General features: G+C 71.3%; 18 protein-coding genes and 2 riboswitches. Of the genes, 12 read left to right on the plus strand and 6 right to left on the minus strand.

Annotated features, from left to right (window positions below; genetic code table 11):
• The first annotated feature begins 8 nt into the window (after positions 1-8).
• From cobT to QMC84_RS14690, 5 genes are all read left to right on the plus strand, one after another.
• On the plus strand, positions 9-1,049 hold the full coding sequence (gene cobT / locus QMC84_RS14670; RefSeq protein WP_300375821.1) for a nicotinate-nucleotide--dimethylbenzimidazole phosphoribosyltransferase: 1,041 nt from the start codon (positions 9-11) through the stop codon (positions 1,047-1,049).
• 7 nt (positions 1,050-1,056) lie between these two features.
• Positions 1,057-1,983 carry a CobD/CbiB family cobalamin biosynthesis protein gene (locus QMC84_RS14675; RefSeq protein ID WP_300375823.1) on the plus strand — a complete coding sequence of 309 codons (927 nt, stop codon included), beginning with the start codon at positions 1,057-1,059 and terminating at the stop codon, positions 1,981-1,983.
• A complete protein-coding gene (locus tag QMC84_RS14680; protein ID WP_300375825.1) occupies positions 1,980-2,660 on the plus strand; it encodes a (2Fe-2S) ferredoxin domain-containing protein in 681 nt (226 codons plus the stop codon). Before QMC84_RS14675 ends, QMC84_RS14680 begins: the two co-directional genes overlap by 4 nt.
• Positions 2,661-2,716: 56 nt before the next feature.
• Positions 2,717-2,794, plus strand: a riboswitch (cobalamin riboswitch).
• A 57-nt stretch (positions 2,795-2,851) separates the two neighbouring features.
• Entirely contained in the window at positions 2,852-3,070 is a 219-nt protein-coding gene (locus QMC84_RS14685) for a CbtB-domain containing protein (RefSeq protein ID WP_300375827.1), read from the plus strand.
• Positions 3,071-3,099: 29 nt separating this feature from the next.
• Positions 3,100-3,864, plus strand: a complete 765-nt coding sequence (locus tag QMC84_RS14690; protein WP_300375828.1) for a CbtA family protein — start codon at positions 3,100-3,102, stop codon at positions 3,862-3,864.
• Here the strand turns inward: QMC84_RS14690 and QMC84_RS14695 are convergent.
• Genes QMC84_RS14695 through QMC84_RS14710 form a run of 4 tightly spaced genes read right to left on the minus strand, consistent with a single transcriptional unit; the run spans position 3,861 to position 10,325 of the window.
• Positions 3,861-4,592, minus strand: a complete 732-nt coding sequence (locus tag QMC84_RS14695) for a cobalt-precorrin-6A reductase (protein ID WP_300375830.1) — start codon at positions 4,590-4,592, stop codon at positions 3,861-3,863. The genes QMC84_RS14690 and QMC84_RS14695 overlap by 4 nt on opposite strands.
• Positions 4,589-6,019 carry a cobyric acid synthase gene (locus tag QMC84_RS14700; RefSeq protein WP_300375832.1) on the minus strand — a complete coding sequence of 477 codons (1,431 nt, stop codon included), beginning with the start codon at positions 6,017-6,019 and terminating at the stop codon, positions 4,589-4,591. Before QMC84_RS14700 ends, QMC84_RS14695 begins: the two co-directional genes overlap by 4 nt.
• Positions 6,016-6,735, minus strand: a complete 720-nt coding sequence (gene cobF / locus QMC84_RS14705) for a precorrin-6A synthase (deacetylating) (RefSeq protein ID WP_300375834.1) — start codon at positions 6,733-6,735, stop codon at positions 6,016-6,018. The genes QMC84_RS14700 and cobF overlap by 4 nt, the downstream gene beginning before the upstream one ends.
• Complete coding sequence (locus QMC84_RS14710) at positions 6,732-10,325, minus strand: cobaltochelatase subunit CobN (RefSeq protein ID WP_300375836.1); 3,594 nt, start codon at positions 10,323-10,325, stop codon at positions 6,732-6,734. The genes cobF and QMC84_RS14710 overlap by 4 nt, the downstream gene beginning before the upstream one ends.
• Before the next feature lie 36 nt (positions 10,326-10,361).
• Positions 10,362-10,484: riboswitch (cobalamin riboswitch) on the minus strand.
• 211 nt (positions 10,485-10,695) lie between these two features.
• Between QMC84_RS14710 and QMC84_RS14715 the strand changes: the two genes are divergently transcribed.
• The gene (locus QMC84_RS14715) at positions 10,696-11,073 is read left to right on the plus strand and encodes a YciI family protein (protein WP_300375838.1); all 378 of its coding nucleotides are present in this window, start codon (positions 10,696-10,698) and stop codon (positions 11,071-11,073) included.
• Positions 11,074-11,108: 35 nt separating this feature from the next.
• The gene (locus tag QMC84_RS14720) at positions 11,109-12,404 is read left to right on the plus strand and encodes a sigma-70 family RNA polymerase sigma factor (RefSeq protein WP_300375840.1); all 1,296 of its coding nucleotides are present in this window, start codon (positions 11,109-11,111) and stop codon (positions 12,402-12,404) included.
• Here the strand turns inward: QMC84_RS14720 and QMC84_RS14725 are convergent.
• Together QMC84_RS14725 and QMC84_RS14730 are read right to left on the minus strand one after the other, a co-directional pair.
• A complete protein-coding gene (locus QMC84_RS14725) occupies positions 12,393-12,797 on the minus strand; it encodes a four-helix bundle copper-binding protein (protein WP_300375842.1) in 405 nt (134 codons plus the stop codon). The genes QMC84_RS14720 and QMC84_RS14725 overlap by 12 nt on opposite strands.
• Before the next feature lie 101 nt (positions 12,798-12,898).
• Complete coding sequence (locus tag QMC84_RS14730) at positions 12,899-14,467, minus strand: helix-turn-helix domain-containing protein (protein ID WP_300375844.1); 1,569 nt, start codon at positions 14,465-14,467, stop codon at positions 12,899-12,901.
• Between the two features lie 90 nt (positions 14,468-14,557).
• On the opposite strand from QMC84_RS14730, the gene QMC84_RS14735 reads away from it, so the two are divergent.
• The 5 genes from QMC84_RS14735 (at position 14,558) to QMC84_RS14755 (ending at position 19,159) form a co-directional block, all read left to right on the plus strand.
• Complete coding sequence (locus QMC84_RS14735; RefSeq protein WP_300375846.1) at positions 14,558-15,424, plus strand: GNAT family N-acetyltransferase; 867 nt, start codon at positions 14,558-14,560, stop codon at positions 15,422-15,424.
• Entirely contained in the window at positions 15,424-16,539 is a 1,116-nt protein-coding gene (gene menC, locus QMC84_RS14740) for an o-succinylbenzoate synthase (RefSeq protein WP_300375848.1), read from the plus strand. Before QMC84_RS14735 ends, menC begins: the two co-directional genes overlap by 1 nt.
• Positions 16,540-16,600: 61 nt before the next feature.
• A complete protein-coding gene (locus QMC84_RS14745; RefSeq protein ID WP_300375850.1) occupies positions 16,601-17,512 on the plus strand; it encodes an ABC transporter substrate-binding protein in 912 nt (303 codons plus the stop codon).
• Positions 17,513-17,516: 4 nt separating this feature from the next.
• Complete coding sequence (locus QMC84_RS14750; RefSeq protein WP_300375851.1) at positions 17,517-18,398, plus strand: amino acid ABC transporter permease; 882 nt, start codon at positions 17,517-17,519, stop codon at positions 18,396-18,398.
• Entirely contained in the window at positions 18,395-19,159 is a 765-nt protein-coding gene (locus tag QMC84_RS14755; RefSeq protein ID WP_300375853.1) for an amino acid ABC transporter ATP-binding protein, read from the plus strand. The genes QMC84_RS14750 and QMC84_RS14755 overlap by 4 nt, the downstream gene beginning before the upstream one ends.
• The last annotated feature ends 290 nt before the right edge of the window (positions 19,160-19,449 follow it).

Raw genomic sequence — 19,449 nt, forward strand, 5'->3', positions numbered from 1 at the left:
GTCGACCTATGCCCTACGTCTCAGCACCGTCCGACATCTCCCGCGACCACGCGGCCAAGCGGCTCGCCGCCCTCGCCACCCCGCCCGGCGCCCTCGGCCGGCTGGGCGAGCTGAGCGTCTGGGTCGCCTCCGTCCAGGGCCAGGTGCCGCCCCACCCCGTCGACAACGTGCGCCTCGTGATCTTCGCCGGCGACCACGGCGTCGCAGCCCACGGTGTCTCTGCCTTCCCGCCCGCGATCACCGGGGCGATGGTGCGCACCTTCCTTGCCGGCAAGGCGGGCGTGAACGCGCTCGCGCGAGCCCACGGTGTCGCCGTCCGGGTGCTCGACCTCGGCGTCGACGAGGACTTCCACGACCTCGACGACGGCATCCGGAGCGCCCTGACCGCGCACAAGGTCCGTCGCTCCAGCGGGGCGATCCATCTCGAGGATGCGCTGACTCCCGACGAGACCCGAGCCGCGCTCGCAGCCGGTGCCGCGGTCGCCCGTGAGGAGATCGAGGCGGGCGCCCAGCTGATGATCAGCGGCGACATGGGCATCGGCAACACCACCCCGGCAGCCGCCCTCGTCGCGGCAGCGCTGGGACTCCCGGCCGCCGAAGTCACCGGACGCGGCACTGGCATCGACGACAGCGCGCTCACCCACAAGATCGCGGTCATCCAGGCCGCCCTGGACCGCACCGGCGCCCGGACGGAGGACCCGATCGAGACCCTGACCGCGCTGGGCAGCTCGGACCTCGCGGCCTCGACCGGCTACCTGCTCGCCGCAGCGCAGGACGGCGTCCCCGTTCTCCTCGACGGCCTGATGAGCGTTGCCTGCGCGCTGACCGCGGACCGGATCGAGCCCGGCGCCGCTGCCTGGTTCGCTGCCGGACACCGCTCGACCGAACCGGCCCAGTCGCTGGCCCTGGCCAAGATGGGGCTGGAGCCCTTGCTCGATCTGGGCCTCCGCCTGGGCGAAGGCTCGGGCGCTGTCGCTGCCGTGCCCCTGATCCGCAGCGCAGTCGCCCTGCTGAGGGACGTCGCCCTGCTCGACGAGCTCGAGGCCTGATGCTGAGATGAAGGCACGCGCCGCCGGCCTCCTGCTCGGCTTCGTCGCCGACCGGGTCGCCGGCGACCCGACCCGGCTGCACCCCGTCGCCGGCTTCGGCACCATCGCACGGCGCCTCGAGAACGCGGTGTACGGCGACTCGCGGGCCCGCGGTGTCGCCCACGTCGCCTTGCTCGTCGGCGGTGCCGCCGCCCTCGGCCTGGCCGCGGACCGGACGGTGCGCGGACCCGTCTCCCGGACCGCCGTCACGGCCGCCGCGACCTGGGTCGTGCTCGGCGGCCGCACGCTGGAGCGCGAGGCTTCCGCCGTCCATGCCCAACTGGTCGCTGACGACCTGGCGGCCGCGCGCGTCCAGGTTCGTCGACTCGTGGGCCGCGACACCGATGACCTCGACGCCTCGGAGGTCGCGCGTGCGGCCATCGAGTCCGTCGCCGAGAACAGCTCCGACGCGGTCGTCGCGCCGCTGGTGTGGGGCGGTCTCCTCGGCCCGGCCGGTCTGCTGGGCTATCGCGCCGCCAACACCCTCGACGCGATGATCGGCCACCACAACGACCGCTACGAGCGGTTCGGGTGGGCCGCTGCCCGGCTCGACGACGTTCTCAATCTGCCCGGATCGCGGCTGGCGGGGCTGCTCGTGCTGACGACCGATCCCGCCAACGCCCGCGATGCCAGGACGGCGTGGCGCCGCGACGCGGATCGACACCCGAGCCCCAACGCCGGCGTCGTGGAGTCGACCTTCGCCGGCTCGCTCGGCATCCGCCTCGGCGGGACGAACCGCTACTACGGCAACCGCGTGGAGCACCGCGCGGTCATGGGCGTCGGCCGCGCCCCGCGGGCCGCCGACATCCCGAAGGCCACTCGCCTCGCCGCACGGATCGGCGGGGGAGCGGCACTCTCCGCAGCCGCCGTCGCCCTGCTCAGGAGCACGCGATGAGCGTCGTACTCGTCGGCATGTCCGTCAGCGACGTCGACCGCCGCGACCGGCTCCTCGAGGCCGCCCAGGGGCGCGATGGCTCGGTCGCGTTCCTGCAGCTGGCCGACCCGTCGCTCTCCGCCGAGCTCACCCGCCTGGCTGACGGGGGAGCGACCACGATCACGCTGGTGGGCATCGACACCGGGCCCCTCGCCCCCGGCCATTCGTGGCTGCGCCGCATCGCCGCCCACTGGTGGCGCGAGCGCAGCGGCCGCAGGCCCACCATCGAGGTCGCAACAGCGTTGGCCACGACGATCGACGACATCGACGCGCTGCTCCGGACTACACAGCCCATCACCGGCGGCGAACCCGGCCTCACCTCCGAGGCGTGGGAGCAGGTCACCGGGCACCGTCACCAGGTGCTGGTCTGCCGCGGGCCGAGGTGTACGGCGAAGGGCCAGGTCGACAACCTGCGCGCGCTGGTCCTCGCGCTGACGCAGCACCATCTCGGTGACGATGACCTGCTGCTCATCCACACCGGTTGCCAGTTCCCCTGCAACCAGGCGCCCGTGATCAGCGTGCAGCCCGATGACGTCTGGTACGGACGCGTGGACCCCGCGACGGCCACCCGGATCGTCCGCGAGCACTTCGTCGGTGGCTCCCCGGTGGAGACTCACCGGCTGCCGAGATCTCGCTAGCCGAGTGGCCACCCGGCCAGCGCCGTACTCCGCTACAGTGCTCCTCGCAGGTATGAGGAAGCCGGTGAGAGTCCGGCGCAGTCGCGCTACTGTGACACGTCCCCCGGGGAGACCCGGTCGAGGTGGAGCCAGACCCGAATGCCTGTCACCACCCATTGACCGGGGGCGCACGCACCCCCAGAGGAGGACACATGTCGCAGCCTGCCGCCCTGCCCGTTCCCGGCGCAGCTTCCGTTCCCACCATCCCGCTGCGGGAGCTCGCCCCGTGGGCCCTGTTCTACGGCCTGCTCGGGGTGCTGGTGATCTTCTTCGTGACCGCCGACCAAGGCGCCGTCTCCATCCCGTCCGGCACCGCTCTCCACGAGTGGGTCCACGACGGCCGTCACCTGCTGGGCTACCCCTGCCACTGACGCCGCTCGCAGCTCCGGACGGACCGTTCATGAACGCACGCGCTCTGCTCATCCGCGGCCTGATCGCCGGGCTCGTGGCCGGGGTCGCCACCTTCGTCGTCGCCTACGCCGTCGGCGAGCCGCACATCGACACCGCGGTCTCCATCGAGGACGGCCAGCCCCACACGCACTCCCACGACGAGGCGGTCGAGGAGGAGGGCGGCATCGAGGTGTCTCGCGACAACCAGAAGACGTGGGGCCTGCTCACCGGTACCCTCACCGTCGGTCTCGCCCTCGGGGGCATCGTCGCGCTCGTCGCCGCCAGCACGATCGGCCGCCTGGGCAGTCTGGCGCCGAGCCAGTCGACCGCACTTGTCGCACTGCTCGGGTTCGTCGCGTTCGTACTCGTCCCCTTCCTGAAGTACCCCGGGAACCCGCCGGCCGTCGGCAGCGGCGAGACCATCGGTGACCGGGCGGCACTCTACTTCGGCTTCGTCCTCGTCTCGGTGCTCGCCGCCGTCGCCTCGACCTACGGCGCCCTGAAGGTGCGCGAGCGGCTCGGCACGTACGGCGGTGTCGTCGCCGGCATCGCCGCCTACCTGGCTGTGGTGGTGGTCGCCGGGCAGCTGTTCGTCACCGTGAACGAGGTCGGCGCCTTCCCGGCCGACACGCTCTGGTTCTTCCGTCGCGCGTCGCTGATCACCCTCGCCACGATGTGGGGAGTGATCGGCGTCGTCCTCACCGGGCTCGTGTCGCGCCTGTACGCGGCGCAGACCGCCGAGGCCGAGCGGCGACAGCTGGCCGCCGGCCTCTAGGAGCCAGCCTGCTCTTGCACCCAGGCGACGGCGTGGGCGACGGCACTGGCCGTCGGCACGCTGTCGTCGACGGCCGGCCGTCGTACGACGACCACGGGAAGACGGAGCTCGGCGGCCGCCCGCATCTTGGGCCAGGTGAGGGTCCCGCCGGAGTCCTTGGTGACGAGCACGTTCGAGCCATGCTCATGCATGAGCGCGAGCTCGCCGTCGAGGGTGTAGGGGCCGCGGCTCCGGATGATCGTCCAGTCGCCAGGGATGCCGTCCGGAGGAGCGTCGACGACCCGGGCCAGCACGTCGAGGGAGGCGAGGGTCGGTACGAACCGCGTGAGCTCCTGGCGCCCGACGGTCAGGAAGGGGCGTGAGCCGAGTGCGGCCGCCGAAGCTGCGGCCTCCTCATGGCTGTCGACGTAGTGCCACCGTGGATCCGGCGTCCAGCTCGGACGCTCGAGCCGCAGCAGCGGCACGCCGTCGATGGCGCAGGCCGCGGCCGCGTTGGCGCTGATGCGGCGGGCGAACGGGTGGGTGGCATCGACCACGACGTCGTACTGCCGCAGCGCGGATCGCAGACCGTCGACACCGCCGAAGCCGCCGATCCGGACCCGGCCGACCGGCAGCCGGGGATCGGCCACCCGTCCGGCGAGCGAGGACGTGACGTCGACTCCCGCAGCGACCAGGCGGCCGGCGAGCTCCCGGGCCTCGGAGGTGCCACCGAGCAGCAGGAGCCTCACCACGCACCGCCCGGCGGCAGCACGGGAAGCCCGGCGGGCGTGCCGGAGGTGGCGACATCGAGCAGCGCGTCGACGTCGAGGTGCGCCTCGACGAGGTCGCCGAGGAGGTCGACCCGGGCCTCGCGGGCAGCGGGGAAGGACGCGCGCGACGTCACGCCCAGGACGCGCTCGAGGTACGCCGCTCGGTGGGCGTCGTCCTCCAGCAGACCGTGCACCATCGTGCCGGAGACGAGGCCGTCCTCGGTTGCGCCGGTGATCCGGCCGTGGTGGATCTCGTAGCCGGCAGGTTGGTGCAGTCGCAGCACCTTCTCGGCGCCGAAGACAGTGGTGTGGGGGAGCAGGCCGAGACCCTCGACGTCGGCACCCTTGATGCCCTCGACTCCGTCGGGGTCGGAGATCGAGCGGCCCAGCATCTGGCAGCCGCCGCAGATCCCCAGGACGGCGCCTCCCGCCTCCGCGTGCGCGATCACTGCGCGATCGAGGCCGCGCTCGCGCAGCCAACCGAGGTCGCTGATGGTCGCGCGGGTGCCGGGCAGCACGATCAGGTCGGCGTCCGCGAGGTCGCGCGCCGAGGAGGCGAAGACGACGTCGAGGTCCGGCTCGAGGCCGAGGGCGTCGAGGTCGGTGAAGTTGCTGATCCGGGGGAGCCGTACGACGGCCACGCGCTTCGCGCCAGTCCCGGCGGAGCGTCGCCCGTCCAGGTCGAGCGCGTCCTCGGAGTCGAGCCACAGGGACGGGTCCCACGGCAGCACGCCGTACGTCGGCCGTCCGGTCGCACGCTGCAGCATCTCCAGGCCCGGGGAGAGGAGCGAGAGGTCACCGCGGAACTTGTTCATCACGAAGCCGGCGATCAGCGCCTGGTCCTGAGGAGCCAGCAGTGCGACCGTGCCGAACAGTGCGGGGAAGACGCCGCCCCGGTCGATGTCACCCACGACGATCGTCGGGAGGCCGGCATGGCGCGCCAGTCCCATGTTGACGTAGTCGCCCGCGCGCAGGTTGATCTCGGTGGGACTGCCCGCGCCTTCGGCCACGATGACGTCGTAGCGAGCGGCGAGGTCGTCGTACGCCGCATGCGCCGCCGTCGCGAGGTGTCTGCGGCCCTCCTCCCAGTCGGCGGAGGACACGTCGCCGGCGGGCCGGCCCATCAGGACGACGTGGCTGCGCCGGTCGGAGCCCGGCTTGAGGAGCACCGGGTTCATCGCCGGCTCGGGCGTCGCGCGTGCGGCCAGCGCCTGCACCCACTGGGCCCGGCCGATCTCGGCCAGCTGCCCGTCGGGCCCGGTGCAGACCATCGAGTTGTTCGACATGTTCTGCGCCTTGTACGGCGCCACCCGGACTCCGCGTCGCGCGAAAGCACGGCACAGGCCGGTGGTCACGACGCTCTTTCCGGCGTCGGAGGTCGTGCCGGCGACCAGGAGGCCGCTCACGCGGGCGCTCGCAGCAGGTAGGCGTCCATCACCCAGCCCGCGGCGGCCCTCGCTCGATCCCGGGCGGCCAGTAGGTCGGGCAGCACGTGTCCGACCCGGCCTGCGACGAGCTCCTCCGAGGCGGTGCCGAGGTTGGCGCCCCACCAGATCGACCAGTCCTCCAGGTCGGCCAGATCCGGCACCGAGCCGAGCATGACGGCGAGGTTCGTCTGCCCGGCGGCGATGTCTTCGCGCAGGCGGCGCGCGGTCGTCACGTGCACGGGGCGACCGACGGGGTGCAGCACGATGCGGTGCCGCGCCGCTAGCAGTTGTGGCGCGCTGATGCCGGGGAGGACGTCGTACTCCATGGGGATCCGGGTGGCGAGCTGCTCGACCACCCGGATGGTCGAGTCGTAGAGCGACGGGTCGCCCCAGACCAGGAAGGCCGCGGTGCCGCCGCGCTCACGCAGGACCGTCTCGTAGGCGTCGACCCGGGCGGTGTGCCAGTCGCGCACGGTCCTGCCGTAGTCCACCGGGTCGTCGCGATCGCGCTCCGGATCGGGGACGGCGACGACCTCGACGCCGTACGCCTGGGCGATCTCCCGCCGCGCCGCGAGCAGGTTGTCGTCGCCACCCTTGTCGGCAGCGACGACGTAGTCGACGCCCCCGAGCGCCGCAGCCACCTCGGCCGTCACGTGCTGCGGTCCCATGCCGACGCCGAGGATGCGTACCCTCACTCGCGGTCCTCCAGGTCACCCTCGACGTCGAGGTAGACCTGCTGCATCGCGGCCAGCGTGTCCGCGTCCGGATCAGCCCACAGCCCACGGTCGGCCGCCTCGTGCAGCCGCTCGACGATGCCGCGCAGGGCCCAGGGGTTCGACGTACGCAGGAACTCCTGGTTGGTCTCGTCGAGCACGTACTCCTGGGCGAGCCGGTCGTACATCCAGTCGTGCACGACACCCGCGGTGGCGTCGAAGCCGAAGAGGTAGTCGACGGTCGCCGCGAGCTCGAAGGCGCCCTTGTAGCCGTGCCGCTGCATGGCTGCGATCCAGCGTGGGTTGACCACCCGGGCGCGGAAGACCCGGTTGGTCTCCTCCTGCAGGGTGCGGGTCTTCACCGCGTCCGGGGAGGTCGAGTCGCCCACGTAGGCCTTCGGGTCCGCGCCGGTGAGCGCGCGCACGGTGGCGACCATGCCGCCGTGGTACTGGAAGTAGTCATCGGAGTCGGCGATGTCGTGCTCGGCGGAGTCGACGTTCTTCGCCGCGACCTTGATCCGCCGGTAGTTGGCGCGCATGTCGTCGGCCGCCGGTGCGCCGTCGAGGTCACGTCCGTAGGCGAAGCCGCCCCACGCGGTGTAGACCTCGGCCAGGTCCTGGTCGTCGCGCCAGGTGCCCGACTCGATGACCTGCAGGATGCCGGCACCGTACGAGCCCGGCTTCGATCCGAAGATGCGCGTGGTGGCCCGGCGTGCGTCGCCGTGCTCGGCCAGGTCGGCCTGCGCGTTCGCACGCACGAAGTTCTGGTCGGCGGGCTCGTCGAGGTCGGCGACCATCCGCACCGCGTCGTCGAGCATGGCCACGACGTGGGGGAACGCGTCGCGGAAGAATCCCGAGATGCGCACGGTCACGTCGATCCGCGGGCGCCCCAGCTCCTCCAGCGGCACGACCACCAGGTGGCGCACCCGCCGCGACTCGGCGTCCCACTCGGGACGCACGCCGAGCAGGGCGAGCACCTCGGCCACGTCATCGCCGGATGTGCGCATCGCGCTGGTGCCCCAGACCGACAGTCCGACCGACGTGGGGTAGTCGCTGGTCTCCTCGACGTACTTCTTGAGCAGGGAGTCGGCCATCGCCTGTCCGGTCTGCCACGCCAACCGGCTCGGCACGGCCCGCGGGTCGACGGTATAGAAGTTGCGGCCGGTCGGGAGCACGTTGACCAGGCCACGCAGGGGTGAGCCGGATGGACCGGCCGGGACGTAGCCACCTGCGAGTGCATGGAGGACGGCGTCCAGCTCGTCGGTCGTCCGGGCCAGGCGCGGCACGACCTGGGTCGCGGCGAACTCCAGGACCCGTCGTACGTCGGCATCGTCGTGGAGCGTCGCAGCCGTCGCCGGGTCCCAGTCGGCCTTCTCCATCGCCTCGACCAGCCCGCGGGCCTGCGCCTCGAAAGCATCGACGTCCGCGGTCGCCGCGCCTTCGCCGAGGCCCAGCGCCGTGCGCAGTCCCGGTACCGAGCTGCCGACGCCGCCCCACACCTGCGCGGCCCGCAGGATCGACAGGACCAGGTTCACCCTCGCCTCTCCCTGCGGGGCCGTACCCAGGACGTGCAGGCCGTCACGGATCTGGGCGTCCTTGATCTCGCACAGCCAGCCGTCGACGTGGAGCAGGAAGTCGTCGAACTCCTCGTCCTCCGGTCGCTCGTCGAGCCCGAGGTCGCGGTGCAGCTGCGCGGCGTGCATGAGCTGCCAGATCTCACCGCGGATCGCCGGCAGCTTGGCCGGGTCCATCGTGGCGATCTTGTCGTACTCCTCGAGGAGCGCCTCGAGCCGGGCGATGTCGCCGTACGACTCGGCGCGCGCCATCGGCGGCACGAGGTGGTCGACGATGGTGGCGTGGGCACGCCGCTTGGCCTGTGCGCCCTCGCCCGGGTCGTTGACGAGGAACGGATAGATCAGCGGCAGACTGCCGAGCGTCGCGTCCGGCCCGCACGAGGCCGACAGGGCGGCGTTCTTGCCGGGCAGCCATTCCATCGAGCCGTGCTTGCCGAGGTGTACGACGGCATCGGCCTTGAAGCCGTGCTCGAGCCACCGGTACGCGGCCAGGTAGTGGTGCGTCACCGGCAGGTCCGGGTCGTGATAGATCGCGACCGGGTTCTCCCCGAACCCCCGCGGCGGCTGGATCATGATCACGAGGTTGCCCGCCTGCAGCGTCGCGACGACGATCTCGCCGGCGTCGTTCACGAACAGGGACCCGGGGGCCTCGCCCCACGCTGCGGTCATCGCGTCGCGAAGGTCGGCCGGCAAGTCCTTGGTCCAGACGCGGTAGTCCTCCGCGCTGATGCGGACATGGGCATCGGTCAGTTGCGCCGAGGTCAACCACTCCGGGTCCTGGCCGCCGGCCGAGATGAGGGCGTGGATGAGGGCGTCGCCGGCCTCGGTGTCGTCCGCCTTGTCGAGGATGGCTCCCACGGTGGTCGATCCTGTGGAGGGCCCGAGGTCGTAGCCCGCCGTGCGCAGCCGGCGCAGCAGGCGGATGGCGGAGACAGGCGTGTCGAGACCGACCGCGTTGCCGATGCGCGCGTGTTTGGTGGGGTAGGCGGACAGCACCAGGGCCAGGCGCTTCTCGCTGTTCGGCTTGCGCCGCAGGAGGGCGTGGTTGACAGCGATCCGGGCGACGCGGTCGGCGCGCTCGGGGTCGGCGACGTACGCGGGCAGGCCCTGTTCGTCGATCTCCTTGAAGGAGAAGGGCGCCGTCGTGATGCGCCCGTCGAACTCGGGGATCGCGATCTGGCTCGCGTAGTCGAGCGGGCTGACCCCGTCGTCCGATTCCTCCCACTCCGCTCGGCTGTTGGTCAGGCAGAGCCCCTGCAGGACGGGGATGTCGAGCGCGGCCATCCGCGCCACATCCCACGCCTCGTCGTCGCCGCCCGCGCTCGCCGCCGCGGGAACCGAGCCGCCGGCCGCGAGCACGGTCACGATGAGGGCGTCCAACGTGCCGAGCGCCTCGTAGAGGTCATCGGGCGCAGAGCGCAGGGAGCCGGCGAAGATCGGCACGCCGGTCGCTCGACCGGTTGCGTCGAGTGCGTCGGCCAGGGCGTGGGCGAAGGCGCTGTTGCCGCTCGTCTCGTGGGCGCGGTAGTAGAGGACGCCGACGCGTGGGAGCTCCGCGTCTGTGGGTGCCGATCGCTCGGCGTACCCCCATGCTGGGGTGGTGGCCGGCGGCTCGAAGCCCTCACCCGTCAGCAGCACCGTGTCGGACAGGAAGGCGTGCAACTGCTGGAGGTTGGCCGGCCCGCCCTCGGCCAGGTAGCGGTGGGCTTCGGCGGCCACTCCCATCGGGACGGTCGAGAGCTCCATCAGCTCGGCGCTCGGCTGCTGCTCGCCACCGAGGACCGCCAGCGGTGCGCCAGCGCCACGGAGCGCGTCGATGCCGGACCAGAGATCGTGGGGCGAGCCGAGCAGTCGTACGACGACCAGGTCGGCGCCGTCGACGATGCGGTGGAGCTCCGAGTCGGTCGAGCGAGACGGATTGGCCCACACGTAGTCGGCGCCACTGGCTCGCGCGGAGAGCAGGTCGGTGTCGGACGTGGACAGCAGCGCGATCCGCACGAGCGGGATCCTCCTCCGGGGTTCTCGCCCCGTTCGATCGGTCGGAATGCCCGCGGCCAGTGTCTGGCTGCCCCTCTCTGCGTCGACAGAGAAAGGTCACAGTGGCGGAACCGCCCCGGAGTCTCACCGGGTTCCTGCACCACGAGCGATCCGAAGCCTACGGGAGGATGGGCGCTGATGAACCCCGAGGGCGATCCGGGAGCGAGGTCGGCCTACGCACGCCTGAGGGGAGCACGGCCTCGGTCGCTCGACCGGCAGTCCCTTGCCGGAACTGGTTCCGGTCGCGATGTCGAATGCGGAGGATGCCGATCGACGTGAGGATGAGTCGACCACCGAGCAGCGGTGGACACCAACGGTGAGGAGCGGGTCAATGGCACGGTTCATGGGATTCGTGAGGATGGAAGAGGGCCAGGGCGCGCCGCCGCAGGCGCTGTTCGACGCGATGGACGAGTACATCGGCGCCCAGGCGGCGGCCGGGACGTTCCTCGACGGGGGCGGTCTCTTCGGCACCGAGGACGCCGTGAACTTCCTGGTGCGCAAGGGTGAGGTGACCCGGGTGGACGGCCCGTACGCCGAGGCCAAGGAGGTCGTCGGCGGGTGGGCGATCCTGCAGTACGACAGCCTGGAGGACGCGGTCGCGGGGCAGCGTGAGTTCGCCGACCTGCACGCGAAGTACTGGCCGGAGTGCACCATGGTCGCCACGCTGCGCCAGATCTCGGACGCGCCGCCGGAGGCGTCCGGCGCCTGACGATCCCGCCGTGCGGCGAGCCCTAGGCTCGTCGCATGGCCGGGAGCAGTGCAGATACCGGTGCCGCGACCACCGGGGAGGCGATCACCGCCACCTGGCGTGCGGAGTCCGCGCGACTGGTCGGGGCGTTGACGCGGATGACGCGGGACGTCGGCCTCGCGGAGGACCTGGCCCAGGACGCGCTGGTGAGCGCGCTCGAGCAGTGGCCGTCCCGAGGCGTCCCGGCCAACCCCGGCGCGTGGTTGATGACCACCGCGAAGCGCCGCGCCGTGGATGTGTTCCGGCGGGCCGAGACCTTGCGCCGCAAGACCGACGAGCTCGGCCGTGGCCTCAGCGAGGAGGACGGGATGCCCGATCTCAGCGCGCAGGTGGACTTCATCGAGGACGACGTCCTCCGGCTGATCTTCCTGTCCTGCCACCCGCGGCTGACCCCGGAGTCGCGGGCCGCGCTGACCCTCCGGCTGGTCGGCGGACTGTCGACCGCGGAGATCGCCCGGGGCTTCCTGGCCGCCGAGTCCGCGATGGGCCAACGGATCTCCCGCGCCAAGAGGACGCTCAGCGAGGCCCGAGCCGAGTTCGAGCTCCCGGTGGGCGCCGAACGCAGCGCCCGGCTCGAGGACGTGATGGCTGTCGTCTACCTGATCTTCAACGAGGGCTACACCGCCACGGCGGGCGACGACTGGATGCGCCCCGAGCTGACCGCCGAGGCGATCAGGCTGGCCCGGATGCTGGTCGATCTCGTGCCGGACGAGCCCGAGGTGCACGGGCTGCAGGCGCTGCTGGAGCTGCAGGCCTCCCGCGGGCCGGCGCGGGTCGACGTTGCGGGCCGCCCGGTGCTCCTCGACGACCAGGACCGCAGCCGCTGGGACGCCCTGCTCATCCGCCGTGGGCTGGCCGCACTGGAGCGCGCCGAGGTGCTCGCGCGGGGCGGCGCGCCGGTTGGTCGGTACTACCTGCAGGCCGCGATCGCCGCGCAGCACGCCCGTGCGGCGAGCAGCGACCAGACCGACTGGCCGGCGATCGCGGCCCTGTACGACGTGCTCGCCGCGGCCGCACCCGGCCCGGTCGTGGAGGTCAACCGCGCGGTCGCGCACGGGCGGGCCTTCGGTCCGGCCTCCGGCCTCGCCGTACTGGATGACGTGCCCGTGGGCGCGCTCACCGGATCGCACCTGCTTCCGAGCGTGCGGGGCGACCTGCTCTCGCGGGCGGGACGCAGCCCCGAGGCGGCCGCGTCGTTCCGCGAGGCGGCGGCGCTCACCCGCAACGAGAGCGAGCGGGCACTCCTGCTGCGCCGCGCCGAGCAGTGCGAGCCCGGGGCGTCAGCCGAGTGAGTCGCGCAGGTCGCGGCAGGCCTGTTCGCAGCGACGGCAGGCCTCGGCGCAGATCCGGCAGTGCTCGTGCATGTCGGCGTGCTGCGAACACTCGTCGCCGCAGGCCTTGCAGGCGGTCGCGCAGGCCTCCAGGAACGCGCGGGTGAGGTTGGCGTCGTAGCCGGTGTGCCGCGACAGCGTGCTCCCGGTGGTCGCGCACATGCCGGCGCAGTCCAGGTTCGTCCTGATGCACTTGGTGAGCTCGGCGACCCCGTCCTCGCTGAGGCAGGCGTCGGCGCAGGCCGTGCAGGTCTGAGCACATTCGAAGCAGGCTGCGATGCAGTCTGCGAGCAACTTCGTGTCGATCCTGCCGAGGTCCTTCGGGTAGGCCTCGAGCATCTCGGTGTGGGTCATCGCGTCTTCCCTTCGTCGGACACTTGCGGGAGTACCCAGACCGGCCCCACCCATCCGGGTAGCCACGCCGGAGCCGACCTGCTGCCGTCCGGGCGTCCGGCTCACCAGCGTCGTTCGGCCAACTCCAGGCCCAGCCACAGCAGGACCAACTGGTCGGGACGGTCGAGGTCCAGGCCGACCAGCTCGCGCAGCCGACCGAGGCGGTAACGCACCGTGTTGGCATGGACCGACATCCGCTCCGCGGTCTCCCGGACGTCGCCGAGGCAGCCCAGCCAGGTGCGGAGCAGGTCGGCATGCGAGGTGCCCTGCTCTCGATCGATGGCGAGGACTCGCTCCGCGACCCTGCTCAGCTCTCCCGGCGAATGTCGCCGGGCGAGGGAGTGCAACGTCAGCTCGTCGCGGACCTCCTCGGCGCTGGCGACCGGCCCCAGGCTCGGACGCAGCGCCACCAGGGAGAGCACGGCGTCGGCGTCGCGGCGGGCCGCGCTCAGCGCCGAGCTGGAGACGATCGGCCCCGCCAGGCCACCGACAAGGACTGCGCCCATGACCCCCGAGACCGCCCGGACGACCTTGCGGATGCGGTCGGGCGTCTGCGCGGCTGCGACCCGTGTCCCGGAGATCACGGCGTAGACGCGCCCGTCCAGGACGACGCAGCCGCTCCGGCCGTGCCGTGCCTCGAGCTCGATGGACAGCACGTCGGCGAGGCGCAGCAGGTCCAGGGATGCGGACTGGCCGTCCTGGGCGTCCAGCCCCAGCACCCACATCTGCGTCCCATCCAGGAGGCCGAGATGGTGGGCGGCCGCCCAGTCGCCCCTCTCGAGGACCGCCCGGAGCTGGTCGGAGCGTCGCTGTCGCGCCACGTCCTGGGCCGACCTGGCTCGCATCAGGTGGAGTGCGGCGATCTCGCTCGCTCCCGCCAGCAGCGAAGCCGCATCCTCGACGAGGTTGTCGCCCGCGTCGACCAACCAGATCGATCCCACCGGCTGCGTGCCCGCGCGCACCGCGCAGGCGAGCCGGCCGAGCGCCGTGTCCGTGGCCTTGAACGCGACCGCACCGGCGGCCGCGTAGAGCTCGCGGTACTGCCGCTCGTTGTCGACAAGGTCGGGCACCTGGCGACCCAGGATCCCGTCACGTCGCTCGGGATCGGTCGGCTGGTGGGGGAGCGTGGAGTAGGCGAGCACGCGCCGCTGGTTGTCCTCGATCGCGGTCGCTCCACCCGTGGCTGACGCGACGGCGTTGGCCAGGGAGAACAGGTCGCCCACCGCCAGTGAGGACAGCGCCGGGGAGGCCCCGCCGCCGGCGCCCTCCACCGCGGTGGCCACCAGCCGCTCGAAGTGCAGCCACTCCAGTCCGTCCTCGATGACCATCAGCGCGATGCCGGCGGCGTCCGCGACCTTCGCCGCGTCGGTGCACGAGCGGTCGCCGGCCTTGACGGCGACCGCGTTGTAGCCGCGCTCGACGGCCGTGGACAACAGATCCTGCAGTCCCGGGCCCGGACGCACCCCCACGGCCAGCAGCAGACCCCGGGTCACCGTGAGCGGCGGGTCGTGGGGATCGTGCAGCACGGGGTGGGAGATGCCCAGGTCGCGGCCGGCGGGATCGGAGGCCAGGGTCACGGTGGCCGAGCCGATGATGTCGAGGATCGCCCCGACGCTCGCATGCACCTCCACGGGGGCATTGTCGAATTGCATCAACACAGCATGGACCATTTGGACGTCCCGCCAAAGCCAGGGCGTGGCGCCGTGGCCGAGGATCCTTGTGTGCGAGCGACAGGAACGTCCTCGGGGACGAGCTTCAACACCGCAGCCCAGGCGAGCCGGGCCGCGTCCGCGGCGGCCGCGCGGGCCGGAGTGACCGTCACCGGCCTGGAATCGATCGCCGACCTGCGCGACGCCTCGGCGCTGCTCGAAGCGGTGTGGGGACGCACCCCGGAGGGCGTACCGCTGCCCCGCGAGATGATGCGCTCGCTCGTGCACGCCGGCGGTCTGGTGTCGGCGGCCTACGGGACGGACCGGCTCCTGGGCGTGGCGGTCCTCGGCCGATCGGTCGGAGCTGCCTGCTACTCCTATCTCGCCGCGACCCTTCCGAGCAGTGCCGATCGAGGCACCGGCTTCGCGCTCAAGCAGCACCAGCGGGCGTGGGCGCTCGGCGAGGGCCTGACCACGATGCGCTGGACCTTCGACCCGCTCGTCAGCCGCAATGCCCGCTTCAACCTCTCGAAGCTCGGGGCGCGAGCGTGCATCTACGAACCCGCCTTCTACGGCCGCATGTCGGATGCTCTCAACGGGGACGACGTCGCGGATCGGCTGGTGGCCGAGTGGCAGCTCGACTCGGCGAGGGCGGTGAGTGCCAGTGAGGGCACCGCCGTCCCGGCCGAGGCGCCCGCCGAGGCGGACCTGACGGCGGTCGAATGCGGCCCCGACGGCGGCCCGGCCTGGCAGCTCTCGACGAGGGAGGCGTGGTGCCGGGTCCCCACCGACGTGGTCAGCCTGCGCCGAACCGACCCCGGCCTGGCGAGCGCGTGGCGTGAAGCGGTCGGCGCGTGGCTGCGGCCCGCCTTCGCCGACGGCTTCGTCGCGACCTCGGCCGGCCGAACCGGCTGGTACCACCTGGAGAAGGAGCACTGATGAGGATCGCCCACCTGGAACTGCGCTGGGTCAAGCTGCCGCTGGTGACCCCGTTCCGCACGAGCTTCGGGACGGCTCACGACCGCGACACGTTCCTACTGCGCCTCGTGACCGACGAGGGCTTCGAGGGGTGGGCCGAGTGCGCCGCCGAGCCCGAGCCGCTCTACAGCGAGGAGTTCCTGGCCGGCGCCGAGATGGTGCTTCGTGACCATCTGGTTCCTCGGCTCCTGGCCCTGGGGGACGCCCTCTCCGCCACCCGCGTCCCCACCGCCCTGGCTCCTGTCAAGGGCCACCCGATGGCCAAGCACGTGCTCGAGACCGCGGTACTCGATGCCGAGCTGCGTGCGGCGGACATGTCGTTCGGCCGCTACCTGGGAGCGGTGGTGGACCGCGTCCCGGCTGGAGTCTCCGTGGGGATCATGGACACGATCGACGAGCTGGTCAGCCATGTCTCGGACTACCTGGCCCAGGGCTACCGGCGGATCAAGCTCAAGATCGAACCCGGGTGGGACCTCGAGCCGGTGCGGGTCGTGCGAGAGAAGTTCGGCGACGACCTGCTGCTCCAGGTCGACGCCAACACGGCGTACACCCTGGCCGATGCCCAGCACCTGGCCCGCCTCGACCCCTTCGACCTGCTACTCATCGAGCAGCCGCTGGCTGAGGACGATCTGCGGGGCCATGCCGCGCTGGCCGAAGTCCTGCGCACCCCGGTCTGCCTCGACGAGTCCATCACGTCGGCACGCGACGCAGCCACTGCCATCGCCCTGGGCGCCTGCTCGGTGATCAACGTCAAGCCCGCTCGCGTCGGCGGCTACCTCGAGGCTCGCCGGATCCACGACGTCGCCGTCGCAAACGGGGTGCCCGTGTGGTGCGGCGGGATGTTGGAGACCGGCATCGGCCGGGCACCGAACGTGGCCCTGGCGGCGCTTCCGGGCTTCGTCATGCCGGGCGACACCTCCGCGTCCGACCGCTACTTCACCACCGACCTCACTCCGCCCTTCGTGCTCGACGACGGACACCTCGCCGTGCCGACCGGACCCGGGCTGGGAGTCGAGGTCCTGACCGACGTGGTCGAGGAGATGACCACGGCAACACACACCATTCCGCTCACCTGATCGCACCATGCCCCGCCCCATCCGCCCAGCTGTCCAGGCACGCATCCTCAGGAGAACTCCCGTGAAGAAGACCCGTCTCACCCCCCGGATCACCGCTGCAGTGGCCGCGTCGGTCCTGGCCTCGATGGTGCTCGCCTCTTGTGGCGGCGGCTCGGATAACACCGACTCCGGCCCGGACGCCGCGGGCGCCGAGGCTCCGCTGTTCGACGCCCTGCCCCAGAAGTTCCAGGACTCCGGCGCGATCAGGGTGGGCTCGGACATCGCCTACGCGCCGATGGAGTACTACGACACCGACGGCACGACCGTAGTGGGCTTCGACAAGGACCTCACCGACCTGCTCACCGAGCAGCTAGGGGTGGAGTTCGAGTGGAACAACGCCGTCTTCGACAGCCTGATCACGCAGCTGAAGTCCGACCGGATCGATGTCGCGATCTCCGGGATGAGCGACACCGCGGAGCGCCAGCAGGAGATCGACTTCGTCGACTACTACCGTGCCGGTGCCATGTTGCTGGTCGCCAAGGGGAACCCCGAGGGGCTCACCTCGATCGCCGACCTGTGCGGCATGACGGTCGCCGTCCAGCGCGGCACGACGCAGGCCGGCTACGCCAAGGACCAGAGCAAGCAGTGCGAGGCCGACGGCCAGGATCCGATCGACCTTCTCGAGTTCGACCGGGAGACCGAGGCGATGCTCCAGGTGAAGAACGGCCGGGCGGTCTCCGGGCTTCAGGACTATCCGGTCGCGACGTACAACGCCCGGACGTCCGGTGGCGGCAACGACTTCGAGGTCGTCGGTGACCAGATCGACGCCGGCCCCCTCGGCATCGGCGTGAGCAAGGAGAACGCCGAGCTCCGGGATGCGCTCCAGCAGGCCATGCAGGCCCTCATCGACTCCGGCGACTACCAGGATCTGATCGAGGAGTACGACACGCCTCTCGGTGCTATCGATGAGGCGACCGTCAACGGCGGGAGTTGATTCGATGACCGGCAACGCCGACATCGTGGCGGTCCCGGTCCGTCACTACGGCAGGTGGGTCGGCGCGGCGGTCGTGATCGCCCTGCTCGTGGTCCTGGTCTACGGGTTCTCGCAGGGCAACATCGACTACGGCACGACCTGGCAGTACTTCACGGCCGACACGATCGTCAGCGGGATGTGGAACACTCTGCTGATCAGCCTGCTCGCGCAGGCACTCGGCGTCGGGCTGGGTGTGGTCGCAGCGGTGATGCGCACGTCGAAGAACCCGGTGACGTCCGCGGTCGCGTGGTTCTACATCTGGTTCTTCCGCGGCACGCCGGTGCTGGTCCAGCTCCTCGTGTGGTACAACCTCTCGCTCGTCTTCCCGACGATCGGCTTACCCGGCATCGCGTCGTGGGACACCAACTCGTTGATGACTCCCTTCCTGGCTGCGCTGCTGGGTCTGGGCATCAACGAAGGTGCCTACATGGCCGAGATCGTGAGGGCCGGCATCGGCTCGGTCGACCATGGTCAGACGGAGGCGGCGCACGCGCTGGGTCTGTCCCCGACGAAGACCATGCGTCGGATCGTGCTGCCCCAGGCGATGCGCGTGATCATCCCGCCGACTGGCAACGAGTTCATCAACATGCTCAAGACCTCGTCATTGGCGTACGCGGTCCAGTTCGACGAGCTGCTGCTCTCCGCGGTCGGCATCTACTCCAGCAACCTCATGGTGATCGAGCTGCTCTTCACCGTCTCCTTGTGGTACCTGGTGTTGACGTCGGTCTTCTCGGTGGGTCAGTACTACCTCGAGCGACGGTTCTCTCGGGGAACCTCCCGCGCGACCCGTTCCCGCGGCCTGCTCGGGCAGGTGGCCGCCAACCTCAGACTGGGGAGGACCAGATGACTGGACCCATGGTGGAGGCCCGCGGGGTGCGCAAGTACTACGGCAGCCTCCAGGTGCTCAGGGGCATCGATCTCGACGTCGCCGAGGGAGAGGTGATGTGCCTGGTCGGACCCTCGGGCTCGGGCAAGTCGACCTTCCTGCGCTGCATTAATCACCTCGAGCGCCTCGACGGCGGGACCCTGAGGGTCCGGGGCCGGCTCGTCGGGTTCGAGGAGCGCAAGGGCAAGCTGTACGAGATGCGAGAGCGTGAGATCGCCTCCCAACGGCTCGACATCGGCATGGTCTTCCAGCGGTTCAACCTGTTCCCCCACATGACCGCGCTCCAGAACGTCATGGAGGCACCGGTGCAGGTGCGCAGGGAGAAGACCGCTGCTGCGCGCAAGCGGGCGCTCGACCTGCTGGAGCGGGTCGGCCTGGCCGACAAGTGCGGGGCCTACCCCGGGATGCTCTCCGGCGGACAGCAGCAGCGGGTCGCCATCGCACGTGCACTGGCGATGGAGCCCAAGCTGATGCTCTTCGACGAGCCCACGTCCGCCCTGGACCCAGAGCTGGTGGGGGAGGTGCTCGACGTGATGCGGCAACTGGCCGAGTCCGGCATGACCATGGTGGTCGTCACACACGAGATGGGATTCGCACGCGAGGTCGGCGACTCGATGGTCTTCATGGACCAGGGCGTCGTCGTCGAGAGCGGCTCCCCGAAGGACGTCCTCAGCAACCCACAGCACGCGCGCACCCAGGCCTTCCTGTCCAAGGTGCTATGACCGGGGCCGCAGAGCCGATCGACCTGACCAGCTTGGCCGCGGTCGCGCTTCCGACCCCCTTCGCAGAGCTGGGTGGCCTCGTCTTCGACCGTCGCTACTGCCTCACTTTCAAGCGTCCCAGCGACCGCCGTCTGCCGTGGCCGGGAGTAGCGAGCCAGCGCATCGGACAGTTCCCGGGCGGTCGCCGGATCGCGTCCGTGGTCGGCGACAAACCGCTCACGCGCGACCTTGGAGCGCACCCGGGCGAGCACGTCGTACGGCGGCTTCAACTCGCCCGTGGCACGCACTCG

Source organism: Nocardioides sp. (assembly GCF_030019515.1).
Taxonomy (GTDB): Bacteria; Actinomycetota; Actinomycetes; order Propionibacteriales; family Nocardioidaceae; genus Nocardioides.

What these genes read in the sequence shown, in the direction of transcription:
- menC (WP_300375848.1), top strand. Translation starts at nt 15,424, where the DNA reads ATGAGGATCGCCCACCTGGAACTGCGCTGGGTCAAGCTGCCGCTGGTG.
- QMC84_RS14720 (WP_300375840.1), top strand. Translation starts at nt 11,109, where the DNA reads ATGGCCGGGAGCAGTGCAGATACCGGTGCCGCGACCACCGGGGAGGCG.
- QMC84_RS14675 (WP_300375823.1), top strand. Translation starts at nt 1,057, where the DNA reads ATGAAGGCACGCGCCGCCGGCCTCCTGCTCGGCTTCGTCGCCGACCGG.
- QMC84_RS14685 (WP_300375827.1), top strand. Translation starts at nt 2,852, where the DNA reads ATGTCGCAGCCTGCCGCCCTGCCCGTTCCCGGCGCAGCTTCCGTTCCC.
- QMC84_RS14755 (WP_300375853.1), top strand. Translation starts at nt 18,395, where the DNA reads ATGACTGGACCCATGGTGGAGGCCCGCGGGGTGCGCAAGTACTACGGC.
- cobT (WP_300375821.1), top strand. Translation starts at nt 9, where the DNA reads ATGCCCTACGTCTCAGCACCGTCCGACATCTCCCGCGACCACGCGGCC.
- QMC84_RS14680 (WP_300375825.1), top strand. Translation starts at nt 1,980, where the DNA reads ATGAGCGTCGTACTCGTCGGCATGTCCGTCAGCGACGTCGACCGCCGC.
- QMC84_RS14750 (WP_300375851.1), top strand. Translation starts at nt 17,517, where the DNA reads ATGACCGGCAACGCCGACATCGTGGCGGTCCCGGTCCGTCACTACGGC.
- QMC84_RS14690 (WP_300375828.1), top strand. Translation starts at nt 3,100, where the DNA reads ATGAACGCACGCGCTCTGCTCATCCGCGGCCTGATCGCCGGGCTCGTG.
- QMC84_RS14725 (WP_300375842.1), bottom strand. Translation starts at nt 12,797, where the DNA reads ATGACCCACACCGAGATGCTCGAGGCCTACCCGAAGGACCTCGGCAGG.
- QMC84_RS14715 (WP_300375838.1), top strand. Translation starts at nt 10,696, where the DNA reads ATGGCACGGTTCATGGGATTCGTGAGGATGGAAGAGGGCCAGGGCGCG.